The 23,920-nt window shown below is 41.4% G+C and carries 12 protein-coding genes and 1 pseudogene; 1 reads left to right on the top strand and 12 read right to left on the bottom strand.

The annotated features are described in order from the left end of the window. Positions 1-683: 683 nt before the first annotated feature. Positions 684-4,655 (bottom strand): hybrid sensor histidine kinase/response regulator transcription factor, encoded by a 3,972-nt coding sequence (locus DXB58_RS25275; protein WP_008646745.1) that lies wholly within the window; start codon positions 4,653-4,655, stop codon positions 684-686. 96 nt (positions 4,656-4,751) lie between these two features. Next, positions 4,752-4,937: pseudogene (locus DXB58_RS28495) on the bottom strand (helix-turn-helix transcriptional regulator); the annotation flags it as partial. A gap of 331 nt (positions 4,938-5,268) precedes the next feature. On the opposite strand from DXB58_RS28495, the gene DXB58_RS25270 reads away from it, so the two are divergent. Beyond that, positions 5,269-6,993, top strand: a complete 1,725-nt coding sequence (locus tag DXB58_RS25270; RefSeq protein ID WP_122138650.1) for a hypothetical protein — start codon at positions 5,269-5,271, stop codon at positions 6,991-6,993. Positions 6,994-7,429: 436 nt separating this feature from the next. On the opposite strand, the gene DXB58_RS25265 is transcribed toward DXB58_RS25270, so the two are convergent. From DXB58_RS25265 to DXB58_RS25220, 10 genes are all read right to left on the bottom strand, one after another. Then, positions 7,430-9,832: a glycoside hydrolase family 3 N-terminal domain-containing protein gene (locus tag DXB58_RS25265; protein WP_004312243.1), complete on the bottom strand. Its 2,403-nt coding sequence runs from the start codon at positions 9,830-9,832 to the stop codon at positions 7,430-7,432. A 263-nt stretch (positions 9,833-10,095) separates the two neighbouring features. Then, positions 10,096-10,575, bottom strand: a complete 480-nt coding sequence (locus tag DXB58_RS25260; protein WP_004312244.1) for a pyridoxamine 5'-phosphate oxidase family protein — start codon at positions 10,573-10,575, stop codon at positions 10,096-10,098. Positions 10,576-10,659: 84 nt separating this feature from the next. Next, complete coding sequence (rnr, locus tag DXB58_RS25255; RefSeq protein ID WP_004312245.1) at positions 10,660-12,816, bottom strand: ribonuclease R; 2,157 nt, start codon at positions 12,814-12,816, stop codon at positions 10,660-10,662. A gap of 240 nt (positions 12,817-13,056) precedes the next feature. Beyond that, entirely contained in the window at positions 13,057-14,205 is a 1,149-nt protein-coding gene (locus DXB58_RS25250; RefSeq protein WP_118160984.1) for an FISUMP domain-containing protein, read from the bottom strand. A 35-nt stretch (positions 14,206-14,240) separates the two neighbouring features. After that, complete coding sequence (locus DXB58_RS25245; protein ID WP_120080666.1) at positions 14,241-15,374, bottom strand: fibrobacter succinogenes major paralogous domain-containing protein; 1,134 nt, start codon at positions 15,372-15,374, stop codon at positions 14,241-14,243. Between the two features lie 3 nt (positions 15,375-15,377). Continuing rightward, entirely contained in the window at positions 15,378-16,418 is a 1,041-nt protein-coding gene (locus DXB58_RS25240) for a BACON domain-containing protein (protein ID WP_122138649.1), read from the bottom strand. 7 nt (positions 16,419-16,425) lie between these two features. Then, entirely contained in the window at positions 16,426-17,742 is a 1,317-nt protein-coding gene (locus tag DXB58_RS25235) for a DUF4302 domain-containing protein (protein WP_120080682.1), read from the bottom strand. A gap of 12 nt (positions 17,743-17,754) precedes the next feature. Further along, positions 17,755-18,651 carry a putative zinc-binding metallopeptidase gene (locus tag DXB58_RS25230; protein WP_117512457.1) on the bottom strand — a complete coding sequence of 299 codons (897 nt, stop codon included), beginning with the start codon at positions 18,649-18,651 and terminating at the stop codon, positions 17,755-17,757. A 21-nt stretch (positions 18,652-18,672) separates the two neighbouring features. Further along, on the bottom strand, positions 18,673-20,241 hold the full coding sequence (locus DXB58_RS25225) for a RagB/SusD family nutrient uptake outer membrane protein (protein ID WP_004302706.1): 1,569 nt from the start codon (positions 20,239-20,241) through the stop codon (positions 18,673-18,675). Between the two features lie 23 nt (positions 20,242-20,264). Beyond that, positions 20,265-23,855 carry a SusC/RagA family TonB-linked outer membrane protein gene (locus DXB58_RS25220; RefSeq protein WP_182281600.1) on the bottom strand — a complete coding sequence of 1,197 codons (3,591 nt, stop codon included), beginning with the start codon at positions 23,853-23,855 and terminating at the stop codon, positions 20,265-20,267. Between the last annotated feature and the right edge of the window lie 65 nt (positions 23,856-23,920).

Genomic DNA, 23,920 nt, shown 5'->3' with positions numbered 1-23,920 from the left:
ATTTATTCACAATAGAAGAAGTACCACCAAATTTGACGAAGAACCTTGAAAAACATAAAAACATCTGCCACCTACAACGAAACGCGTGTAATACACTAGTTAATAAATAGTTGGAACGTGGCAGATACCTGTGGCAGATAGGTTGCAGATAAAGTATCTGCAACACGTTATATAATCAAAGAAAAAGCCTTGATTCCTTTATGCAAAGCTATGGGATAATTGGGGTTACTCTATGGAGAAATTTTGGTATCTCTACGGGGAAACGACAGTATCCTTACGTAGAAACTGTCGTTTCCCGCCTTAGAAACTCTCGTTTCCTGCCGTGGAAACTGTAATTTCTAATGCCGGAAACGACAGTTCCCCGCCTGGAAACGGGAAGTTAATGTATACAATAAACTTCTGCACTCATGGAGAATTAGCTTATGTAAGGTTTATACTGTGTTGCAGATACTTTATCTGCAACCTATCTGCAACAGTATCTGCAACGTTCCAACTATTTATCAACTAGTGCATTACACGCGTCTGGTTGCAGGTGGCAGATGTTTTCATGTTTTTTCAACTTTATAGTAGGAGGATTACGCATCAAAATTAGGGTCACCACCGTAAGTCATAAACCAAATTCACCTCTGTGTCCTCCGTGTCCTCTGTGGTGAAAAGAATCAAAACCGAACATGAATGCTTGTCTACTTCCCACTATATTTACTTGGCTGCATCCCGAATTGTTTCTTGAACAATGAACTGAAATACTTCGTGTTGACAAATCCGGTTTCGGCGGCGACATCGGTTACGCTTTTACCTTCTTTCAGTAGTTCGGCAGCTTTTTGTAGCCGGATGATACGGATAAACTCTTGCGGCCCTTTTCCCGTCAGTGATTTAAGGCGGCTGTAGAATAGTGTTCGGCTCATTGCCATTTCATGGCATAAGAGATTGATGTTGAAATCGGGTTCATCCAAATGTTCAAGAACAAACCGGGTAGCTTGCATGATAAACCGACGGTCGCCCTCGGCCATTGTTTCGCTTGCTGTCGTTACGTTTTTGTTGTCGATACTTTCATTGTTTTCATTGCTTTCATTGTCGTCACGTTTGCCGCCCGCCTCTACTTGAGCGATGGCTTGCCGCATGAAAAACTGCCGTTGCCTGTTTCGATTGTCAATCAATCCTTGTACTTTCAATTTCAGTATCTCTGTACTAAATGGTTTGGGGATATAATCATCCGCGCCTTTCTTCAATCCTTCCACTATTGCTTCGTGGTTAGCCTTTGCCGTCAGCAGAACGACGGGAATACCTGATGTGTCAGGATTTTCCTTGACCATTCTGCAAAGCTCGTCACCCCGTATGCCGGGCATCATGACGTCGGAGAGGATGATATCCGGATATTCATTGGCGAGACAGGCGATAGCTTCGTGTCCGTCGGCAACATCAATCACCCGATAGAGGTGTTCAAAGGTCTGGCGGAGGTAGTGACGGAGAGTTTCGTGGTCTTCTACAATGAGCAATGTATTCCGGTCGTCCGGATCTTTCATTTTATCCGTTTCGGGGCTGTTATTATCCGATGTGCCGGCAAGGTGTTCGAGGGATGATTCGTGCGACACGGGTTCGGTTACGGTGGTGGTTCGCGGCAATGTTACGATGAAAGTAGTTCCCTTGCCCTCCTCGGAACAGAAAGTGATTTTTCCATGCAGCATCTTTACAATGCGTTGCACCTGCAACAGTCCGAATCCGGTTCCTTCTTCCTGTGACTGCCGGGCATTTTCGGCTCTGTAAATATCGGAGAAGATATGCTTTTTCGCTTTCTTCGGTATGCCTATTCCGTTATCTTTCAACGAAAGGATGGCTTTGCGTTTCGTGGCTTTCAAATCCAGACTGATTTCTCCCTGGGGCATGGTGTATTTGCAGGCATTGGAAAGAAGATTGTCGAGTAACATCTCTATCAGGTGTTTGTCGGCCGAAACGAAAACGGATTCGTCGGGTTGGGTCAGATTCAGTGTCAACTGCTTCTTCTCGCAAAAAGACCGGAAGACGGAGACTTCTTTCAGCAAAACTTCATTCAGACAAAGCGGAACCGATGAAGAGGATGGTTTGTGGGCGTCTACCTTTTCAAATTCGAGCAATTGTGTGATGAGCGAATGGAGTTTCTGGGTACTTTCATGGGCCAGATTCAGGTAATAACGGGCTTTGTCTGAGAGATCCTGTTCCCGGTTCAAATCCTCCAGCGGCGCCATGATAAGCGTTACCGGCGTGCGAATGTCGTGCGCCGTGTCGATGAAGAAACGTATTTTGTCTTCGTCGTATTTCTTTTGGAGCTGGTTGCTCTTATAGCGCAGGATGAAATAGAAAACGAAGCCTATTATAAATAGGTAAATAGTCCAAGCCCACCACGAGTTCCACCATGGCTGGCTCACTTTCACTTCTAAGGTGCTTTCGGAGATAGTCTTTCCGTCGCTGCGCCGCAGGCTGCGCACCTTAAAAAGATAAGTGCCCGGCGATACCTTGGTGTAGGATGCCTTCCCCTCGGCAGATGGTTTGCTCCAGTCATTGTCATACCCTTCTAAAATATGCTGATAGACAATATCGCGCTGGAAACGATAGTTGATAGATTCAAAAGAAACGGTAAACGAGTTGTATTTATAGCCGAGCCGTACCGCACGGTCGGCAAGCATATCATGGATGGCAGGTTTCAACGATTCTTCTTCCTGGACGTTTTGATAATCAACCGTCAGCCCCGTGAAACGCAGGAGCGTCCAGTAGTCTACGGTTGAAATGTCGAGTGGCATGATAAAGACAGCGCCATCCGTGCTGCCATACACGAACTCGCCGTTCATCAACCGGGCAAATGAGGATTTGTTATATTCCTTGTCTATATTGCCCGCATAGTTGAGGTTCGACACGCGCAGGCTGTCTATCAAGGCAATTCCTTTTCCGGTGCTGACCCACAAGCGTTTCTTGTCGTCTCGCTGCAAACTATATATATCGTTGGACGGCAATCCCTCTTGAACAGTGAAAGTCTTTACCGTCCGGTTTTTCATATCATATAGATTCAATCCTCCCCCTTCGGTTCCCAGCCACACGGTTCCGTCGTCATTGAACAGCATAGAGATGATATAAGCACTGACATTCTGATTGTGAAATTCCTGGGAATTGGCATAGTGCTGTATATTCCCTGTATGTTTGTCCACCAGGAAAAAACCGTTGACCGTAGCCACCGCTACCCGGTTTCGGTCGATAGGTTCAATGGACTGTACCCAATTCACGTCGAAAGACCGTCTGCTGCCTTTTTCTTTTTCAAACATGATCAGGCATCCGTCCAGACCTCCTATCCATAAGTCTCCCTCCATGTCTTGTCTGACGGAGAAAATATAATTGGTGGTCAATTGCCCTTGTTGCTTGGTGAGATGGCGTAACACGCGTCCGTTGTTATCCAGTAGATACACTCCGTCTCCGTACGTTCCTACCCATACGTTCCCATTTCCGGATGTGCAAAGAGAAATGGTTACGATTTCTTTCAGCACGTGTTTCCAAGTGCCTGACAGGGTGTTTCGGATGCTGATTCCATCATCAGTAGCGAACCATTGGTTGCCATCCGGATTTTCTTCGATATCATTCACGTTGTTGCTGATGAGAGAATGGGTATTTCCCTTTTCGTGTGCTAATATCGAAATGGGATGTTTCAGCAGGATAGCCACGGATACACCTCCCGTATAACTACCTATCCAGATGTTGCCCTGGTCGTCTCTGGTTACGGCATATACGCCGTTTCCGCGCAGGTAAGTATCTGTGTCATCTTTGGTATTCATCAGTAAACGGGCTTTCTTGGTGTCCTTGTCTATCGCATACACACCGCCACCGTCCACGCCTATGAGTATGGTATGTACATCATAGTCTGTAATTGCCCGTATCGGATGAAGGAACGTGCTCCCTTGTCCCTCCAGCGCAAGCACTTTGGAAGTGTCGAGGTTCATCACAGACAAACCGCTGCCAAATGTGCCTATCCAGAGTTCTTTTTTCGGTTTGTCGCAGAACAATGTTTGTACATTCCACCCCTCCAGCAGCTGGCGTTTCTTACCCGGCAGGGCGTGTGACAGTTGCCAGACTCCGTTAGAAGTGCCCACAAAAAGCGACTCGCCGGCAAATGCGATGTCGTTGACATATTGTCCTTTCAGCACGGCAACTATACGATGGTCCGCTTCTTGCTTGTATAGTCCTTTATCCGCCCCCATCCACCAGGTTCCGTCACTATCCAAACAGAGTTTGTTCAAGATGACTTCTTCCTGAATCAATTGTCCCAGGTGGAGGACTTGTTCAAAATGATCCAGGATGGTGGAATATCGGTAGATTCGTCCGGTGTGGTCGTAGGCAAACAGTCCTTGTTGTGCGTCGTACAATAAGTAAAGTCTGCGTCCGGCAAGATCGCCATAATAGAAACTGCCCGGCAAATCATAGTTCTTTACCGTATGACCGTTGTATCTGTCTATTCCGGTTTTTGTAGCAATCCACATAGCACCGTCTCCATCCTCGACAATCGAAAAAACACGTTGACTACTAAGGCCTTCTGCATAGCCTACATGCCTGACATCGAACATCCGGTTGGTCAGTTCGGCTTTGACAGCCATGCTTATCATTAGTAGTAAGGTGATAACAAGATTAAAACGAACCATATTCTTTTAATTGTTGACATTACAAAGATAAAGTTTCTTTAGAAAATCCCAACAGAATAGGGGTGTGAAATTAGAAGGAATATTCAGTAAATCTTCCTATGTAAAGTCAATTAGAAAATCAACAAGATTAATATTTCCGGGAATGGCAAGTTTCTTTCTTATTCGATAGCGGGCTGTTTCTACCCCACGAATAGTAAGATTGGTGAACTGCGCAATATCTTTGGTCGATAGATTTAGCCGTAACAGTGCACAAAATCTCAACTCACTGGCTGTGAGACTGGGAACTTAAAAAAGTATCTTTTTAAAGATTTATATCCGATTTTTTATAAGGAATGATTGAAAAAATAGAGAGATAAAGTTTGTCGCTATTGGGCAAAATTGTATATTTGTCAGGTAACTATTATTTGATTATGATGTTATCTTCTTATAGTTTTTAATTAGTCTTGAAAACGTATAAGGATAAAGCTAATAATGAAGTTCATGTATTGAATATGTTAATTCTCGTAAGTGTTGATGATAGAGATATAATTGTGAAAAATGATTGGTGTTACATATTTAATATATTGAGATATAATGTATTTCTATAGAGTAAAACCTTTTAAATTTTATTATTATGAAACATGTATCTATTTTCTTCGTTATTTTATCTGTTTTTATTAATTATTCATGTACAGATGAAAGTCAAAACAATTTGTTGGATTTAGAAGTTAATGCATCGGCAATTACTAGATCATTGGCCCCTCCAAACTTTGAACAAGATTGGGAAAATCAAACATCGATTCAACTGACTGATAATAAGGTTGTTGATTTGCCTTGGGTTGAATATGCTCCTACAAGTATAATTTATGATATAAGGATGGACATAAAAAAAGAAGATGGATGGGTGTTCTTGAGTACTCCAAACAAAGATATTGGCAGTGATTATTTGATTTTTTATAATAAATATACCGGGATTTTAAAGGTGTTTTATTATAATCAGAATTCTTTCTTAAGTAATAATGCTGTTTGGGAATTTTTTGATGAAAGATTTTATGGCTATTTTAATCAGGGAACTACATTCACAGCGCCATTGGATCGGGCTTCTATTCAGCGTGTAGGTGTCAATTGTTTGAGCAATAACACCACCCTGGGCATTGACAGAGGTTGGAATTGTTTTCAGATACCGCTAACTTATACAGGAAAAACAGACGGGGGGATCAATGTTTATTCAAAAGTGTTAAATATCTCAGAACTAACTATTACAGGAAATTACAAAGACACAACAACAGGTACTATTATCGAAGATCATTATTCCTCATCTCCAAATCTTTTGCAAAAAGGTGCAAATACCATTGTAAAGGCGGGAGGAGATGCAGCTGAAAAATGGGTGAAAGGAGAGGCTGAAAAGGCTATCAATAATTCTTCATCTGGAATTTTAAAAAATGTAGGAAATGTAGTTGCTGGTGGACTGGCTGGATTAGCAAAGGGAGGAGTTTCAGGATTGATAGCTGGAGGATTGAACGCTCTCTTTGGATCATTTCTTGGTTCGAAGAAGGTTAATGAGCCCACTATACAAACGGTTGAATTATCTACCAATGGAACTATTGATTTAAAAGGACAGATGATTGGTAATAGCTCGATTCCGGTATTGCCTTTGACTGCTATAAAATATGATGAAGGATTTGGGGCCTGGAATTTAACATCTGCACCAATATTAAATATAACAGGAACTTATCATGAAATAACGGCTCGACCAGATATTGCTTCTGCATATAATTGCAAATATTCTGGGAAATATTATAGTTTATCGTTTCATCCAACATTTAATGTAGTTATTAATCCAGCCATAGCAGATGAAGTAACTTATAAAGTTAGTTCTAATGTTGTCGAATTTGAAGGAAGTGAATGGGATACTCAATTTAAGGATTATTATAATAGAACCCCTAATCCTTCTTATACAGGAGTTTATGTTTATATACCAAGTAAAAGGTCTGGATACGATTTTACTCCAACGGTTATTCAGGATGAGAAGAAAGGCACAAAGGTTAAGTTTGCATCTTATTACGAATATCCGATTGTTATAGGTGATCCTGATACTTATATTAATGGTTATTCTACATATGCAGGGACTTTCAAGTTATATTCTAATACTATATTCTCATATATGTCATCTTATAATCGTACTGAAGTCGATGCTTTTCCCCGCTCAATGTGCAATATGTGTTTAAATGGTAAACCTGTATTGTATATAGCGAATCTTGGGGTTAATGTTACTGTTACTATGACTGTGAAGAGTACAGGGCAGGAAATAATATCTAGTAGAACATATATACCGGAGTATAATATAAAATTTAAATAAGAATTTTCTCTGAATATTGTATGTGATTCATTTCATTTGCAAATACTTTCTATAGGTATGTATAGAAGATTTGTGTTTTTTATTTGTTCTTGTTTTTTAGAGAAAGTGTAAAAAGCTTGTTGCATTATTAGTTTACTGTAGGGGCAACGTTAGTTGCCACTACAGTAATATATAAATAGTCTAACGTTCTGGAATACCAAACGCTTTTATTGCAGCATTGTTAGATCTGATAGCCAATTAATCCAGTCAAAAGTAGAAGTCGTTTTCTTCCTGTGGCAGTAAAATCATCTATAGTTGATATACAAAACAGATATAGCAATTTTATTAAGCATAACTTATAAAGATGCCGGTTTTATTTGTTTTATTAAGTATAACTTATAGCTCTATCCTAATTGGCGAAAGAGAAATAAAAGCAATGTGACTGTCTTGGATTTATTTATTGCACTTCGAAACTCCCCTTCAACCGTATATCCTGTGAAGAAGCTCCCACCATCACCGAGAAACTTCCCGGCTCTACCGTGAACCGATTATTCTTGTCCCATAATCCCAAGTCTTGAGGAGTAAGGGTAAAGTTGACAGTTTGTTCTTCTCCCGGTTGCAAGTGAATACGTTCAAAACCACGCAAAACTTTATCGTAGGTGGTAACGCTGCTGAAATCATCCCGGATATAAAGCTGGACTACTTCATCCCCTGCTTTCTTTCCTGTATTCTTTACAGTACATGAAAGAGTGATATTTTCCTGCGGACCGATCACCGGTTTAGATATTTTCAAGTCTGAATATCCGAAGGTCGTATAGCTTAAACCATATCCGAAAGGATAGAGCACACCGTCTACACGGACTTTTCCTTTGGAGTCAGAGCCCGGCTTGAATGGGAATGCAAAAGGAATCTGTCCCACTGATTTCGGGAAAGTGACAGCCAGACGTCCTCCCGGATTATAGTCTCCGAAAAGAACTTTAGCGATGGCATCCCCCATAAATTCTCCGGGGAACCAGGCATGGATAATGGCAGGAACGTATTTGTTTGCCCAGTTGATGGTTGCTGCTCTTCCGTCCACCATCACTAGAACGACAGGTTTACCTGTTGCATAAACCGCTTCCAATAATTGTTGCTGACGTCCGCAGAGGTCAAGATTGGTACGTGAGAACTCTTCCCGAACCGTTTTCTCATTTCCACCCAGTACAAGAATAGCGACATCCGAAGCTTTTGCTAATTCTACCGCTTCATGAATCATCGCCTGCTCTTGTGTATCTAATGGAACATTGTACAGTTCGCTCTCCGGGAAATACTTATCAATAATATCACAGCCTTTAACATAGCGAACTTCCGAGTTAGGCAGATATTCTTTGATTCCCTGATATACAGTCTTAATAGACGCATTGGCGGGACCATATCTGCAAGTCAACTCCTTCACTTCTTCCCCATTCGGACCAATCACAGCTATTTTGCTGAAGTTCTTGGATAACGGAAGCATCTGATTCTCATTCTTCAAAAGAACGATGGACTCTAAAGCGGCTTTCATAGATACTGCTTTATGAGCGTCGTTGTGTACCACTGTCTCCGGACGACGGTCATCACCGGGATACGGATTATCAAAAAGTCCCATCATAAACTTGACACGGAGAATTTCACCGACACGTTGATCGAGCGTGTGCAAAGAAACTTTGCCTTCGTTGATAGCACGGCGCAACGGGAGAATAAAATCTTGTGGCGGAGTAAAGTTAGTACGGATATTCAATCCTGCATTGACTACTTGTGCTGCCATCTCTTCTTCAGTCGGAGTGATACGATGTTTGGTATGCAGAAACTCTACCGCCTCACTATCCGATACTACATATCCCTTGAATCCCCATTGCTGACGCAGAATCTCCGTGAGGAAATGATAACTTCCGGAAACAGGCTCCCCGTCATAATCATTATACGAACTCATCACCCCTAGAGCACCCGCTTCCTGAATACCTTTGCGGAAAGGTTCCAGATAAAGAGTCTTCATCTCACGCGGGGCCACGTGCGGATCAGTACGCGTACCTCCGTCACGTCCACCGACCGGAATACTGTAAACGGCAAAATGTTTCGGAGTAGCAACGATACCTTCATTTTGCAGACCGAGAATCATCTGTTTTCCCAATTCGCCCACCAGATAAGGATCTTCCCCATAACTTTCCACCACACGTCCCCAGCGAGGATCTTGTGCTATATCCAGAATAGGAGAATAAATATTGGTATATCCCAATGCTTTTGCCTCATCTGCAGTGACTTTCGCAATTTCCCGGATCAGTTTTTTGTTCCACGTGGCACCTTGCCCGCATTGAGCGGGAAACATGGTAGCCCGGTCGTGACATAATCCGCGTATTCCTTCATTGGTAAAGTCCACCGGAATACCCAGTCGTGTCTGTTCCATAAACCAGCGTTGAATGGTGTGTCGGTTCTTTACGCTGTTGGCATACGGATAGGAGATTTCAGAACCGAATTTACCCAGTCCGTTCGCCTGCTCATCAATATTTCCGATACCGTCCTTCCAAATTTCCGCTGACCATCCGGCAGTAGGCCATGCATCTTTCAATACCCGTCCCGAACCGTAGAGAGTAGCCATCTGACAGGTTTTCTCTTCCAGTGTCATTTGCGAAAGCAAATCCGCGATGCGGGCTTCGATAGGAGCGGAGGGATCTTCGTATACATCCTTTATACCGTTTTTATTGAAGTCGATCCAGGTCTTTTTGTATATGTCCTTTGAGTTGTTGCCGGATTTGTTATCAGTAGGTTTGTTGTTTGCCGAGATACTTCCGGAGTAGATACTTCCGGCAGATACTAACAGGGCGAGACATAGCAGTTTCTTCATAATCTATTTTTTTGCAAGAGTACTTATCTATTTTATTTATGTTGCAAGTATACAAAAAGATTTTGATATGAGAGGATAGAATAGTCTTTATAATCACCTTTACCCTCACACCTGTAATGCCGATGGATAAAGAGATACAGACAATGGTGAGGGTGTGAGGGTAAAAGTGATCTAAACTTTTGTTTAGAGAAATTAGTTTGGAAATACTCTACAATGCTTGTTGAATACTCTACTCAAGTATTGTCGAAAGCCGGAAAACCGCTTCATGGCTTTTCGTTGGCTCGCAGACCGAAAACTTTTCCTGTCATCTGATCGATACGTACTTGCCATACTTTGACATTACGTACCGCAGGATCGGAATAGTTGAACTCACTATCCGTGTAATGACGCATGATAATATCCAATGCACGGCGTTTCTCATCTATTTCTTCGATGAATTCTACTTGCCCCCGACACATCGCGCTTTCCGAACGCATACTGTAACTGCAGGCTACCTTTTCGTGTTGGTAGACAAGTTTATGTCCAACGCTGAAAGTGATGCATACATTATTATTATGTTCCAGCATCTCCAACTTGCTGCCTTCAGGACCCGAATGAAGATATATGATGCCATTCTCATAACCGAAGTTCATCGGAACTACATAGGGATTACCTTCCAAATCAGTAATGCCTACAAAACAGGCATCGCAATGGAGAATAATGGATTCGATTCGTTGTTTATCTTCAATAATGACAGTTTTCATAATGGCTGTTTGGCTTACCACAGAGGACACGGAGTACATGAAGTCTTTTTACTTCCTGATTTCTTAGTGTACTCTGTGGTGAATTTACTTTTCTATTAATTCAAAATCCAATTGTTTCTTTTCCAGATTAGCACGAGCTACCCGAACAGTAATAGCGTCTCCCAGACTGTATATTTTGTTTTTGCGGCGTCCGCGAAGACAATAGTTCTTCTCGTCGAATTCGTAGTAGTCATCATCCAGATCACGAACAGGGACCAGACCTTCACATTTGTTTTCGTTCAGTTCTACATAAAGTCCCCACTCGGTTACGCCGGAGATTACACCGTCGTAAATCTGCCCCAGACGTTCGCTCATAAATTCCACCTGTTTATATTTGATGGAAGCACGCTCGGCATTGGCTGCAATTTGTTCCATGTTCGAGCTGTGGTCGCAGAGGTCTTCGTACTTAGCTTCGGATACGCTGCGTCCTCCGTCCATATACTTCGTCACCAAACGGTGTACCATCATGTCCGGGAAACGGCGGATGGGAGAAGTAAAGTGAGTGTAATATTCGAATGCTAGTCCGTAGTGACCGATGTTATGGGTTGAGTAACGTGCTTTCTGCATGGCACGGATGGATACGGTTTCTATCAGGTTCTCTTCTTTCTTTCCGTGTATGTCGTCCAATAAATGGTTGATGGATTTTGAAATATCAGTCTTCGTTCCGCTTGTACGCACTTTGTAGCCGAAGCGGGCGATGAACTGTGACAAGTTCTCCAACTTCTCCGGATCGGGCAGGTCGTGGATACGGTAAGGAAGCACTTTGGCTTTCTTGTTCTTTGGCACACATCCTATCTTTTCTGCTACGGTCTTGTTAGCGAGCAACATGAATTCTTCCACCAGTTTATTGGCATCTTTTGACTCTTTGAAGTAAACGCTGATTGGTTTTCCTTTTTCGTCAATTTCGAACTTCACTTCGTAGCGGTCGAAGTTGATGGCTCCTGCAGAGAAGCGTTTTTCGCGCAGTGCTTTGGCAATCGTATCTAACGTGAGTACTTCTTCTTTGAAGTCTCCTTCTTTTGTTTCTATGATTTGTTGTGCCTCTTCGTAGGTGAAGCGACGGTCGGAGTTGATAACTGTATGTACGATACGTGAGTCTCTGACTTCTCCTTTTTCCGTAATATCGAAGATAACGGAGAAAGCTAGTTTTTCTTCGTTCGGGCGGAGTGAACAAATGAAGTTACACAGCCGTTCGGGAAGCATCGGGATGGTACGGTCTACCAGATAAACGGAAGTTGCCCGCTTTTCTGCTTCCTTGTCGATGATGCTGCCTTCTTTTACGTAATGTGTCACATCGGCAATGTGTACGCCTACTTCCCACAATCCGTCCTTTAGCTTGCGGATGGAGAGTGCGTCGTCAAAATCTTTGGCGTCTTTCGGGTCGATAGTGAAAGTTGTTACCTTACGAAAATCTTCGCGTTTGGCAATCTCTTCTGCTGAAATCTCGGCAGGAATCTTGTCCGCTGCTGTCTCTACTGCTTTCGGATATACATACGGCAGACCGAACTCCGCAAGAATTGCGTGCATCTCTGTGGTGTTGTCGCCAGCCTGACCTAATATATCTATTACTTGTCCGATAGGATTCTTTGCCTTGTCCGGCCATTCGGTTACTTTCACGATGGCTTTATCTCCGGTCTTTCCACCTTTCAGCTTGTCTTTCGGGATAAAGATGTCATTGGCAAGTGTACGGTTTTCCGTCACCAGGAATGCATAGGATTTAGCTACTTCCAGCGTGCCGACGAAAGTATCGTTGGCGCGTTCCAGTATTTCTATCACTTCTCCTTCTGCTTCTCTGTTTTTCCGTTTGGCATAGAAGGCAATCTTTACTTTGTCATTGTTCATAGCATGTGCCGAATTACGTTCGGCTACAAATATCGGTTCGCCTCCTCCTTCAGGAATGAAGGAATTCTTACCATTGCTTTTCCGTTGGAAAGTGCCTGTCATCTCCGTTCCATGATTGTTGAGACGGAACTTTCCTTTCTCTACTTCAGAAATATAATCGTCAGCTAAAAGGTCATGTAATATATCGACGCATAACATTTTTTGCGGATGGGTAGTGAGACGCAGTTCTGAAAAAATATATTTCATACTTAAGGTCTCGCTGGATTTGGCATGGAAAAAGTCTATTAATAACGCTGCCAGCTCTTTCTTACTCATTCTCTTGCCGGCCTTTTTCTCTTTCTTTTCTTTCTTTTTTGCCATAATGTAGTCTTTTAAAATATCTAGTTACAAAGATATATAATAAAATGGAAGAACATTCAGAATTTGTTTTATTTCGTGATATTGGATATCGACTAATTATATGTTTGAGTGAGTTGATAACTAGGTGTAAAAAGATATATTAAAAGGGAAGCATATCTCCCGACATACTTCCCTTATCTTTAAGAGAGAATTTATTAATTCTGTAATGAACTAATTGATAAATGTTTATCTATAATATAGTTAATCTTTTACGCAACGTACTGAAAGGCCACGTTTTACTTGTATTCCTCCTTTATCAGAAGAATAACCTAACCCATAACTCATATTACTGAAATATACAGTTCCTGCTCCGTAAGTAGCTTGGTCTGTGCTCCAAAAGTCTGTTCTACTCTGTGACTTAGGCGTTTCAAAACTTCCGCTCTGATAACATTGTCCGGCAGGTATAACATTAAAGCCATAGGTGTCACGTGGACCTTTAGCGAGATCAGGATTTTCATCTATCATGCCGGATTCTCCCCAACCGTCAGCATCCAGTTTTCCTGTCAATGCTGACCAGACGTTTTTACAGTCTTTATCGGAGTATTTATTTCCTTCATCATCTGTCCATACATTACCTTCAACTGGTGCTAATTCATCTGCAACAAAACTTTCTAGTTTTTTCCACTCTGCTTTGCTGGGTAGATGCCATCCGTTAGGACAGATTCCTTGAATGCCGCTTGGTATGGCATCCGCATTTCCACCGGTTGCGTTCTTTTGGTTCATAGCGGCATACCAATTATACAAGACTCCGTATGTCTTGTATTCTTTCGTGGCTTTAGCTGCATTTACATCTTTGCCATCATAGTTGAAAACAAAATAGAGCGGATCTCCATCACTGGTAGCGGCATCTTCCGGTTTGCTAACTGATGGTAAATAAGCCAAGTTCTCTGCCATCCATATTTGTTCACCAATTGTAACAATTTTGTATTCATGATTATCCCGTGGGTCAATCATCTTTCCTTCTTCCGGTTCTGGGGTTGGTTCGGTCTTTTTTAGTGTGACATTTACTTCACTTGTCGCCATGGCACCTTGATCGCCTTTGACGGTCAGTTCAATTTTTAGTGCTCCTACGGCTTGACTGGCTTCGAATGTGTATTCATAACTAAATGGAACAGAAGTTACTTCTGAAATTTGTTTGTCTCCGATTTTAAGAGTAACATTCGATATTTGACCAATGTCAACAGTTGCTTCTCCTTTGATTGTCATCTTTTCAGCTATGTCTATCGTTGCTCCTTCGGTAGGAGAAGATATGGCACATGTTACATGTTGTTCTGGAGCGGGATCATTGTTGTCATCACCGCAAGCCGTTAGTCCTAAGACTAAAAATAAAAGGAATCCTAACTTCTTCATAATTGTATTTTTATTTAGTGAGTAATAATATATGGTTAATCTTTGATACAACGAACGGGGAGTCCTACTCCCGGATTAAATTCTGCATTGGTTACAAATGTGTGGAGGTCTGACCACATACGTACGGTAATACCAAATTCTGGTCCCATTTGTACTCCCGCTGTTGAACTCCACCAACCCGCACTGTAGGCTGAATGCATCCAATCTTCGTCGCCTGCACAAGCACGGAAACCTATAGGCAGACCATTGAATAAGGTTGCATTATTCTTTTCCATCTCAACTCCAACCCAGGTTGGCTGTGGTTCTATTTCTGTGTATTCCGGCATCATCCACATCGTTGTTGAAGCTAGAGCCTTTGCTAGGGCTGTTTCATCTACTTGACCATCATTCATAATTGCTGCCATTCCGGAATCTAATACGTATTGAGATAATTTTTGCCATTCTTTTTGAGAAGGAATATGCCATCCATCAGGGCAAACTCCTTTTATTATACGTGTTTCATCGGGACCTAAAGCCGTTTCGTTTTGTAGAGCAGCAGGTAGGTTGTAGTAAGCTCCATATGCATTCAGGAAACCTTTTCCAAGTTCTGTTTTTGCATCATTATCAAACATTACGTAATATCTTGGTTCGGTTGAGGACACATCAAACTGTTGCTCTGGTAGATAGCGTAAATTTTCTGCCATCCATAACTGGTCTGCAAGTTGTACGGTTTTGTATGTATTTCCATCACGGGTATCGGTTAGCACTTCTCCATATTGAGGGGGAGCAGGCCTGTTTCCTTGTTCTGTTGTCACTGTAATAGTTGTCAAGGCACTACCTTCGTGATCTCCTTTAACTGCTAACTCAATTTTCAGTTCTCCCGGTTCGGCATCTTTGGAGAAGGTATACTCATAATAGAATGGAACTGAAGTGATGTCAGTGATAATCTCTTCCCCGACTTTCAGTTCTGCAGAAATGATTTTACCATAGTTTGTAGTCCCTTCTCCTCTGATAATCAGTTTGTCTGACATAATAACGGTTGCGCCATCAGTCGGCATAAATATTTCACAGCTTATCTGCTGATCCGGAAGTATTTCTCCTCCTCCACCTGCTGCATTATTATCATCTTTACAGCTTGCACCAAGTAATCCTAATGCTACCATAAAGCTAGTTAATAGTATCTTTTTCATATGTTATTGAATTATGTCTTCTTTAAAAAGAATACAGTTGATAAAAATGGATAGATTGTCTATAACTTTCTGCAGTTCTGCATCTTCATATACCCGAAAAACAAAACCAAAAGGATCACTCTCTTTTATTCCCGAAAAAGCGAAAACGAATGTACCGTCTGTTAACATTACAGGGCCTAATGAGATTGTTACGGAAGGGTCTTTTACATAATATAGATCAGAGCTAAGAATTTCGAATGAGAGATATAAGTTGTCCTCGAAGACTCCCAGATTTTGTCCGGCTTCAAGCGCCAGGCAGTTATCTACAGCTTTGGCTTTCAGTTTATAGGGCAAGTCAGTTAGCATGTTTGAAAGCTGATATGTTCCGTTTTCCAGTTTTTCAATCGTAACATCTTTCAAACCGTAATTCATCTGTCCGTCTGAAAACATTCCTTGCCATGTCCCAATAAGTTCGTCCACATCATATTGTATCACCTGATAAGAAGTCGATCTGTCTTTAGCTGTCACGTTGACAATAGCTCCTCTCATTTTCCCGGAAGTGTTTTCTTTTACTTTGAAGTTTATTCCTTTCGCATTCTGTTCAAATGATAACCAGCTTTGAGCTTCTGCGGGTATGTCTATTACATAATCGAAAGAACTTTGTAATTTTATAGGTAGCGTAGCTGCTTTATTGTCGGTGCGGAGCATCCACTCGTCTTTACCGAAGATGAAAACAGCTCCGGATTGATTGATATTGAACGCCTTTTTTTCTACTCCGTTACTGATTGTCAATAAAGCGTTTCTACCAGAGTATCCGGTGTTTTCTTTTACTTCGAATACTACTTCATTGGGGTTTACTTCTTTCAGCACACACCAGTCGGCATTAACATCTGCTGTTATATTGCCTGTTGCCTGAAGTTGTATATAGCCTTTTCCTCCAGTCGCTTGGAAATTAGTATTTACAGCTTTGATCTCTAACCTGAATTCGCTGCTTTCCGTATCATTGCATCCCGCTATTGCTATGGTGCAAAGTACAAATAAGAATATATTAAAAAACTTTCTCATAATTGTATTAATTACCTTCGTTTTCTTTTTCCATTAAGATTGAGTTATACCAACTCCAGTAACCCATTAGTCCTGAAGTTGAATATTCATCGGATGAATAAGCCCAGATTATCAATGACGTATTTTCTTGGCTTGCTTTATCCGCGAAGTAGAAAGTGAAAGGATTGGTTTTCACCGTAACATTTACTAATCCGCTGCGTAAGCGTGAAGGCAAACTTAATTCTGTGTGAGCATATCCTTCTACACCTGCCGCACACGCAAAGTAGTAAGACGATGAAGAAACCGGACTTATACTTTGTGAATCTAAGATCAGTTTTCCGCTGGCTTTGTCATACAGAAGAGTGAAGTTGAATCCGCCAATACTTTTCAGAGTATAACTTTCTCCTCTGACTTTAGGAGTGATGGTTACAGATTGTGAAGTTGGACCTTCATCGTAATCGTCAATCGTTGCAGTGTAGGTACCGATATAGTCTTCATATTGCAGATAGTTTTCGGGATAATACTCTTTTAATACAATATCCGTTGCATCTGCATCGGTACAAACAAATAGCCTGGACTTTTTATCCCATTTGAAGTGCTGGACTTCAACTCCGTTGACATTATATGGAGACTGTAACTTCAGCCCTTTTTCTGTATAAATATAGGGTAAACTTTCTGCACTGCTATAATCGGTGTTGTAAGCGGAGAATGTAGCCATTGTGCCATTGTCGCGTATGAAGTAGTTCAGCACTTGTCCACCTTTCTCCATACGGTATGTATTCAGAAAAGCATCTTTTTCAATGTTAATGATATCTTCAATTTGAATGCGCCATGGTATATCTTTAGGCATAGGTGTCATTTCCATTATATTCTTGTATTTTTTTCCTTGCAGAATCACCTTGTCGGGAGTTGCGCTCATGATAATAAACTCATAATCTCCTCCCACGTTCATGTTCAGGCCTAAAGGACCTGAAAACATGTGGATCAGCTGGTTGTATGAGTCGAAAGTGAGCATAGTGCTTTGTTCCGATTTAACTTGATACAGGGAGGTTATTATGGTACCCGGCTTGTAACCTTCTGCTCCTGCTTCCGACGCCATTTCTACCTGTTTTCCATCAAATTTCATTAGTAGGGTGACTGCACCTGCAGAATAGTTGCTTCCTATGTAATATTCCAGTTTCCATCCGTTCGGAACATCTTTAAGAATCTCCTGACATTTTATTACATCGGCTGTAGCTCTGTTGGCAGATGATTCGTCGAATATTTCTTCTTCAGAGAAAAGACAAGATTGTAATACAATGCAAGTCAATGCCAGAAGTGTGTATATTGATAGATATTTCTTCATAATTTTCATAGTTTATTCAATAATACTTAAGTCTACATTGCCGTTTGCTATATCATCTTGGCGGCGTAGAACGATGTCGCGTAATTCGTCCAGATTGATTCCCCAGGTTTGTTCCATGTAACTATAGACTATTTCGAATTTCTGTTTGATAAGTGCACGACCGCTTTTACCGGCATTTTGTAGCATATTATTCCAGTAGTCTTCTGTATTTGTGACGTACACCGCAATGTTTTCAACAAAATCTTCACGTGATTCACTCATTGCGTAGGAAGTGACAAATCCTTGTTGCCATGCATTGCGGTTAGCTCCCACCATATACCAGTCGCTGCCGATATAGGCATTTTCTGTGATACGATCAAATGCCGGATCATAGTTTTTGGTTTGATGCAGGATGTGGGCGAACTCATGATGCATTGTTTGGAAATAGTATTCGTTTAGCAGATTGATATCTATTTTATCAGGATTGATGTCATTTACATTGTATAATGTAATTTTCATACCACCTTCTGCCGTTCCCAATACCATGGTGCCATTGTCTTCATAGGCAGGAGAGCCGATAAAGTGAATGGTCTTGGGGATGTATTGACGTAAGAAGTCCGGATTACCGGTCGCTTCATCGTATGCTTCCAGCCATACATGTTTGATAATTTTAGCCAGTACTACGGATTTTTTATAGTCGGCAGGAGCTAATACATGTGTCATATCGCTCTCGTTATCTTCCATGCGATATTTCAATGCAATGTTGTACGGATGGGTGTAATTACCCAATATCCAGTTGTCGAATGGGCTGCGTTCTACTTCTTCTGTAGAGAAGATGCTGTTTGCTTTGTCCACGTCCTCGTCGTTGTTGCAAGCTCCCAGTCCGCAGGTTAATGTTATGATTAAACTATATATGATGTATTTCTTCATATTTTTCCCTCCTTAAGTTAGTTAGTCATTTCTTGGATTTGGTTGCATACCTGCCGTAATGACACTGGCCGGTAGCTGAATTGCACGTCTGGGGTCATTCGTGTCCATCTTGTCGGTGATATTCACCAAGGTATAACCTTCATAATAGCGGCGGTAGATTACAATGCCATAGCGCTTTATATCTTGCCATCTAAGTCCCTCTTCTAAAGTTAACAGGCGTCTCGCATGTAGAATACAGTGTATCAGATTCTCTTGCATTCCTTTTTCTATTACAAAATCCGGATGCAATTCCTTTTTTACCGTCGGGGCTTCCGGTGTGTAATATTTTAATTGAGCATAAAAATCATTGATTGTCTCTTTGGACAAGGTTTGTGTATTTTTCGTAAAGGCTTTCTGCCAGGCGTCTATATCGGCTGCAGCTTCGTCGTAACGTTTTAGTAATGTGTAAGCTTCAGCCCGGCAAAGTAATGCTTCATCGGTAGTGAAAGCAGGATACAGCATATAACCGACCCAGCTGTTGCCTGATGTGAACTGCTGATAGATGACTAAACGGCGGAATCCGTTCTTGATAGAGCCACCAGGCGCAAATGGGATTTGGTGGTAGCTTGACTGGTCTCCCCATGGACCTTCGGATTTACAACTTTCCGAGGCAGTAATATTATTCATGCAGTATCTTTCACAGTTGGCATAACCCGGATCGGAAACCAATGGCCAATATGAAGCTGCTGATATTACCAGTAGATTTGCCCGATTATCTGCATCTACATAAGCGTTCGGCTGTATGTTCTTGTTGGGAGATAAAGCTCCTAATGCAGCCCAGTCACGTAAATATTGGGAAGCATTCGTGCCGAGTACTATATTGGCATAATTGATAACCTTCTGGCAGTTAGAAAAATCCGGCTGTGTGTAATATAGATAAAAGCGGGCAGCAAATGCATAGGCAGCCTTTTTATTAAAATGATATTTCACTCGTGAGTAAATATTGTCGTCGATTAGAGGCAATCCTTCTTCTAAATCGGCTGCGATATTTTGGTAGACTTCAGCAACAGTTCCGCGTGAGTATTGTGGATTTACAGATGTTTCCGGTTCCTTTATGTAAGGTATACCTAGGTCTTTATCTGCATTTGTACCATACGCTTTGCAGAATGTGGTAGCTAGTACGAAATGATTGTATGCGCGACATATTAGAGCTTCACCTCTTTGTGCTGACAATGATTGAGGGTTTCCCATTTGCTCGATGGCTGCCAGGGCTTGGTTGGCCGATGCAATCGAGTTATAACAATCATTCCATAAGGCATGAGGTGAGTCTTGATTCTCTTCAGTGGTTTGCTGCCAGCGATACAAGTGCTCGTTTAACCGGAAAAGATAGCTGTATGCTTTACTATTTTCATCAATGTTGTCACTGTAGAATTCGCCTATATGACAGTTGGTGGTCATTGGGTATGCAGATACCAATACTTTGGTAATGCTCTCTTCGGTAGTTAGTTCAGTTCGGTTGTCCGGCATTTCATCCAAAAAATCACTACAGGAGGTTATTCCCAGGCATAAGGTTGAAATGACTGCTGTATATAATACATTTTTATATTTCATCATTTTTATAATTATCTGAATGGTTAAAATCCTAATCTAAGAGTTAATGTGAACTGACGGGGTACAGGGGAGGCAACTCCACCGGTATTGAAGAATTCCGGGTCCTGTCCGTTTAGCTTCTTATCTGCGTAGATTAGGAATAAATTGGTAGCCTGAAGTTTCAAAGATAAATTGGATATCTTTGCTGATGTAATCCATGATTTTGGAAAATCATAGGACAAGGAAATCTCCTTCATACGAATAAAGTCTCCTTTGGCAATTCGTTCTGTAGAGTAATTATAGGCATTATATGCATACATCAAATCTTTATTATCTTCATATTGACGTTTGGAAATGATGGCAGGGATATTGGTATGCCTCTCATCACCCGGAACTGTCCAGCGATTTTTGAATTCACGGGGCATAGAGGATAAGTCACTGTATTGATAATTGAAGCACGGATTTAAACGTACTACATTACCAAATGAATAGGTGATAAATACATTTAGCTTGAATGCTTTATAGGTGAAGATATTACCAAAGCTACCTGTTATAGTAGGATCAGTGGGACCTTCATATTTTAGATAGTCTATATTGTCACGTGTTTGGAAATCAATATCAGTACTGGTTATTTTTCCATTGATATTATACATTGGGATACCATTTGAACTTAGGCCGACAAATGGGATAGAGAACAAACCACGCACCGGGTAGCCCTGACGCGCAAAACCATAGCCTGAAACCAGATCCATCACGCTGGAACGGGCGTTAAGCTCGGTCACTTCATTTTTTGCTTTGGAAAAGATGAAATCTGTATTCCATGAGAAGTCTTTCGATTGGATATTCTTGCTTGAGATGGTGAATTCAATACCATGTGACTTCATGGAGGCTATATTGGCATATTTATAAATAGAACCACCTACTCCTTGTGTCGGAGTTATACCAATCAGGTCATAGTTGTTGCGTTTATACCAGTCGATTGAGAAATTGATCCGGTTGTCTAAGAATCCCATATCAGCACCGATGTTTAATTCATGCTTCTTTTCGTAAGTCAATTCGCTATTTTCGGGGTCGGATACATAAAGTCCGGTTTCCTGTCCGCTGGTGAAAGGGCGAAATGGTGAATAGCTGGTGATTATGGCATGTGAATTTGTTACATATTCCGGACCTCTGTCGGCAGTTAAAGAGTAGGATGCTTTGAATGTCAAATGTGACAGCACGGAGCTGAGTGTTTCGAAGAAATTTTCTTCATGTACATTCCATGCTCCTGAAATATTCCATGTAGGTAACCAGCGGGAAGAACGGCTTTTTCCCATGCGGTTGGTGCCTTCATAGCGGAATGTTCCGTTTACTGTATAACGGCCATCATACGAATAGGTTGCATTGGCAAAACCTGCTACACTCCTTGTTGTGGTATGGTTTAATCCATAATAATTTTCACCGGACTCAATACCTTTCTTGAAAAATTCATATACGTACGATGGAATTTCGCCCATTGTATATTGCATTCCCCATCCTTGAAAATAATTCTGCATGCGTTTTAAATCATTCACCTCCATACCAGCGAAAAGATTGGTTATATGCTTTTCTGCAAATAAATGATTCCAGGATGCTGTGGCACGAAAGTCTACTCCCAGCATGCGATAGTCCTTACGCTGGTAAATACCGCCTTCCGGCAGTATGCTGATGGGTAAAGCATAAGGATTGTCGGGGTTGGTGTAGAGTAAATTATTGTTGTCACGAATAGTGGCGTCATCCATTCCTGTGCGATATGCTGTTGCCTGATTCGAGTGGTCTTTAATATTATGTTCTTGCGAAGAAGCTTGATATCTGACTGCTCCTAATGCGCTAAGCTCTAATTCTGGAAGTGCTTTCCATTTTACTTCTCCTTGGAATTTAACGTCAACTACGTTTAAGTCCATATAATTGTTATCTAATTCATGAAGGATATTGAATGGTGCGTAGTTAGCTGTATAGTTGACTGCCGGATCCAATGCGCGTGATGTGTTTAGTGCATACGAATATGGATTGATGTCAAATTGACGGGTGACTTCTCCACTAGCTGCATTCACTTCAGAACTCAGTGTTCCGGGCGCTTTCTGCTTACGGTAGGAAGCACTGGATATTAAATTTATAGATAAATTCTTATATATATTATATGTTGTATTTAAATTAGCTGTATAGCGTTTTACTTCACTTTGCTTGTACCACCCCGGGTCTGACATGGCACTTAATGAAGCATAGAATGAAGATTTTTCTGTTCCGGAAGTGATACTGACAGAATGATTTTGTGTGATATTGTTGGAAAATAAAGTATCAAACCAGTCGGTATTTCTCATTTCCGCTTCACGCAGGTAAGCGTTACGTGCTTCCGGAGTGTTGGCAAGTCCGAATTGTCCTGTAACCGGATTGTATTGATTGATTAACTGATACATACGTCCATACACTCCGCTATCTTTTGCACGGTAAGTATCGCTATTGTTGAGCCATCCTTTTTGTTCCATTTCTTTATAGATTCCCATTTGTTCCTGTGAATTCATGATATTGAATTCTTTATAACTGGGAATCATACGAGTTGTAAATTCACCGGTATAGCTGATTTTGCTGACACCGGCTTTTCCCTTTTTGGTGGTTACTACAATAACCCCTGCCATGGCTCGCGCACCGTAGATAGAGGTTGCTGATCCGTCTTTCAATATTTGAAAGCTTTCAATATCATCTGAATTCAATCCGGCAATAGCTGAACTAATCAATGTTTCGGCATCTCCTGAGGATAAGTCATCCGGACCTACGTCGATAGCATCTTCCATGATGACTCCATCTACCACCCATAGTGGCTTTGAACTACCGAAAATAGATGTAGCACCACGTACCCGGATTTTTGGGGCGGTACCAAATGTGCCGGAAACATTTTGTACAGATACGCCTGCGGCACGTCCTTCAAGTCCCCGGCTGATATCAGGCAAACCATCTAGTTTGACCTCATCTGCGGACAATTGTTTGGTTGCTCCTGTAAACAGACGTTTGTCCATTTTCTGCATACCTGTTACTACTACTTCAGATAATGTTTGTACATCAGGCATTAATGTAACATTCATATTTGGAGCAGGAGTCAGGTCTTGCGGTTTCATTCCTATATAGGAAAATTGTAACAGGGATTTATTGGATACATTTTCTATCGAGAATTTTCCATCTATATCCGTTAATACACCGGACTTACTTCCTTTGATGACAACGGTTGCACCAATGAGCGGCTGTCCGTCATCACCGGAAATAACCACTCCTTTCACATTGAATACTTTCGCCTGTTTGGAAGGACCTTTGATAGTAATTGTGATAAATTGGTCTTCAATATGATATTCCAGTGGCTTATTGGCTAAGATTATATCGAGAGTCTGCTCTATACTCTTATCCTTGACGGAGCCAGAAACGGTGAATTTCTTGACATCGTCATACGTAAACAGGATCTTATATCCGGATAGTTTTTCTAAACGTTTTAGTACGGACGGCAACCGTTCGTTGCTAATTTCAATCGTGATTTTCTTTTGCGATTGCACCTGAGCATTTACTTGGTAGGGTCGGAAACATAATACGCATAGAAAACACACAATAAGTAGGTTCCAATTATTTCTCATACGTTTGTCTTTAATAACACTATTTGAACATGTTTATATAACTAGTGCGTATGAGAAGAAAAAAT

Origin of the sequence: Bacteroides sp. OM05-10AA (assembly GCF_003439055.1) — a bacterium.
Lineage (GTDB): Bacteria > Bacteroidota > Bacteroidia > Bacteroidales > Bacteroidaceae > Bacteroides > Bacteroides intestinigallinarum.
Note: the sequence above shows the minus strand (reverse complement) of the source record. Positions and strands in the feature narration are given on the sequence as shown.

What these genes read in the sequence shown, in the direction of transcription:
- DXB58_RS25265 (WP_004312243.1), bottom strand. Translation starts at nt 9,832, where the DNA reads ATGAAGAAACTGCTATGTCTCGCCCTGTTAGTATCTGCCGGAAGTATC.
- DXB58_RS25245 (WP_120080666.1), bottom strand. Translation starts at nt 15,374, where the DNA reads ATGAAAAAGATACTATTAACTAGCTTTATGGTAGCATTAGGATTACTT.
- DXB58_RS25270 (WP_122138650.1), top strand. Translation starts at nt 5,269, where the DNA reads ATGAAACATGTATCTATTTTCTTCGTTATTTTATCTGTTTTTATTAAT.
- DXB58_RS25250 (WP_118160984.1), bottom strand. Translation starts at nt 14,205, where the DNA reads ATGAAGAAGTTAGGATTCCTTTTATTTTTAGTCTTAGGACTAACGGCT.
- rnr (WP_004312245.1), bottom strand. Translation starts at nt 12,816, where the DNA reads ATGGCAAAAAAGAAAGAAAAGAAAGAGAAAAAGGCCGGCAAGAGAATG.
- DXB58_RS25225 (WP_004302706.1), bottom strand. Translation starts at nt 20,241, where the DNA reads ATGAAATATAAAAATGTATTATATACAGCAGTCATTTCAACCTTATGC.
- DXB58_RS25220 (WP_182281600.1), bottom strand. Translation starts at nt 23,855, where the DNA reads ATGAGAAATAATTGGAACCTACTTATTGTGTGTTTTCTATGCGTATTA.
- DXB58_RS25275 (WP_008646745.1), bottom strand. Translation starts at nt 4,655, where the DNA reads ATGGTTCGTTTTAATCTTGTTATCACCTTACTACTAATGATAAGCATG.
- DXB58_RS25230 (WP_117512457.1), bottom strand. Translation starts at nt 18,651, where the DNA reads ATGAAGAAATACATCATATATAGTTTAATCATAACATTAACCTGCGGA.
- DXB58_RS25260 (WP_004312244.1), bottom strand. Translation starts at nt 10,575, where the DNA reads ATGAAAACTGTCATTATTGAAGATAAACAACGAATCGAATCCATTATT.
- DXB58_RS25235 (WP_120080682.1), bottom strand. Translation starts at nt 17,742, where the DNA reads ATGAAGAAATATCTATCAATATACACACTTCTGGCATTGACTTGCATT.
- DXB58_RS25240 (WP_122138649.1), bottom strand. Translation starts at nt 16,418, where the DNA reads ATGAGAAAGTTTTTTAATATATTCTTATTTGTACTTTGCACCATAGCA.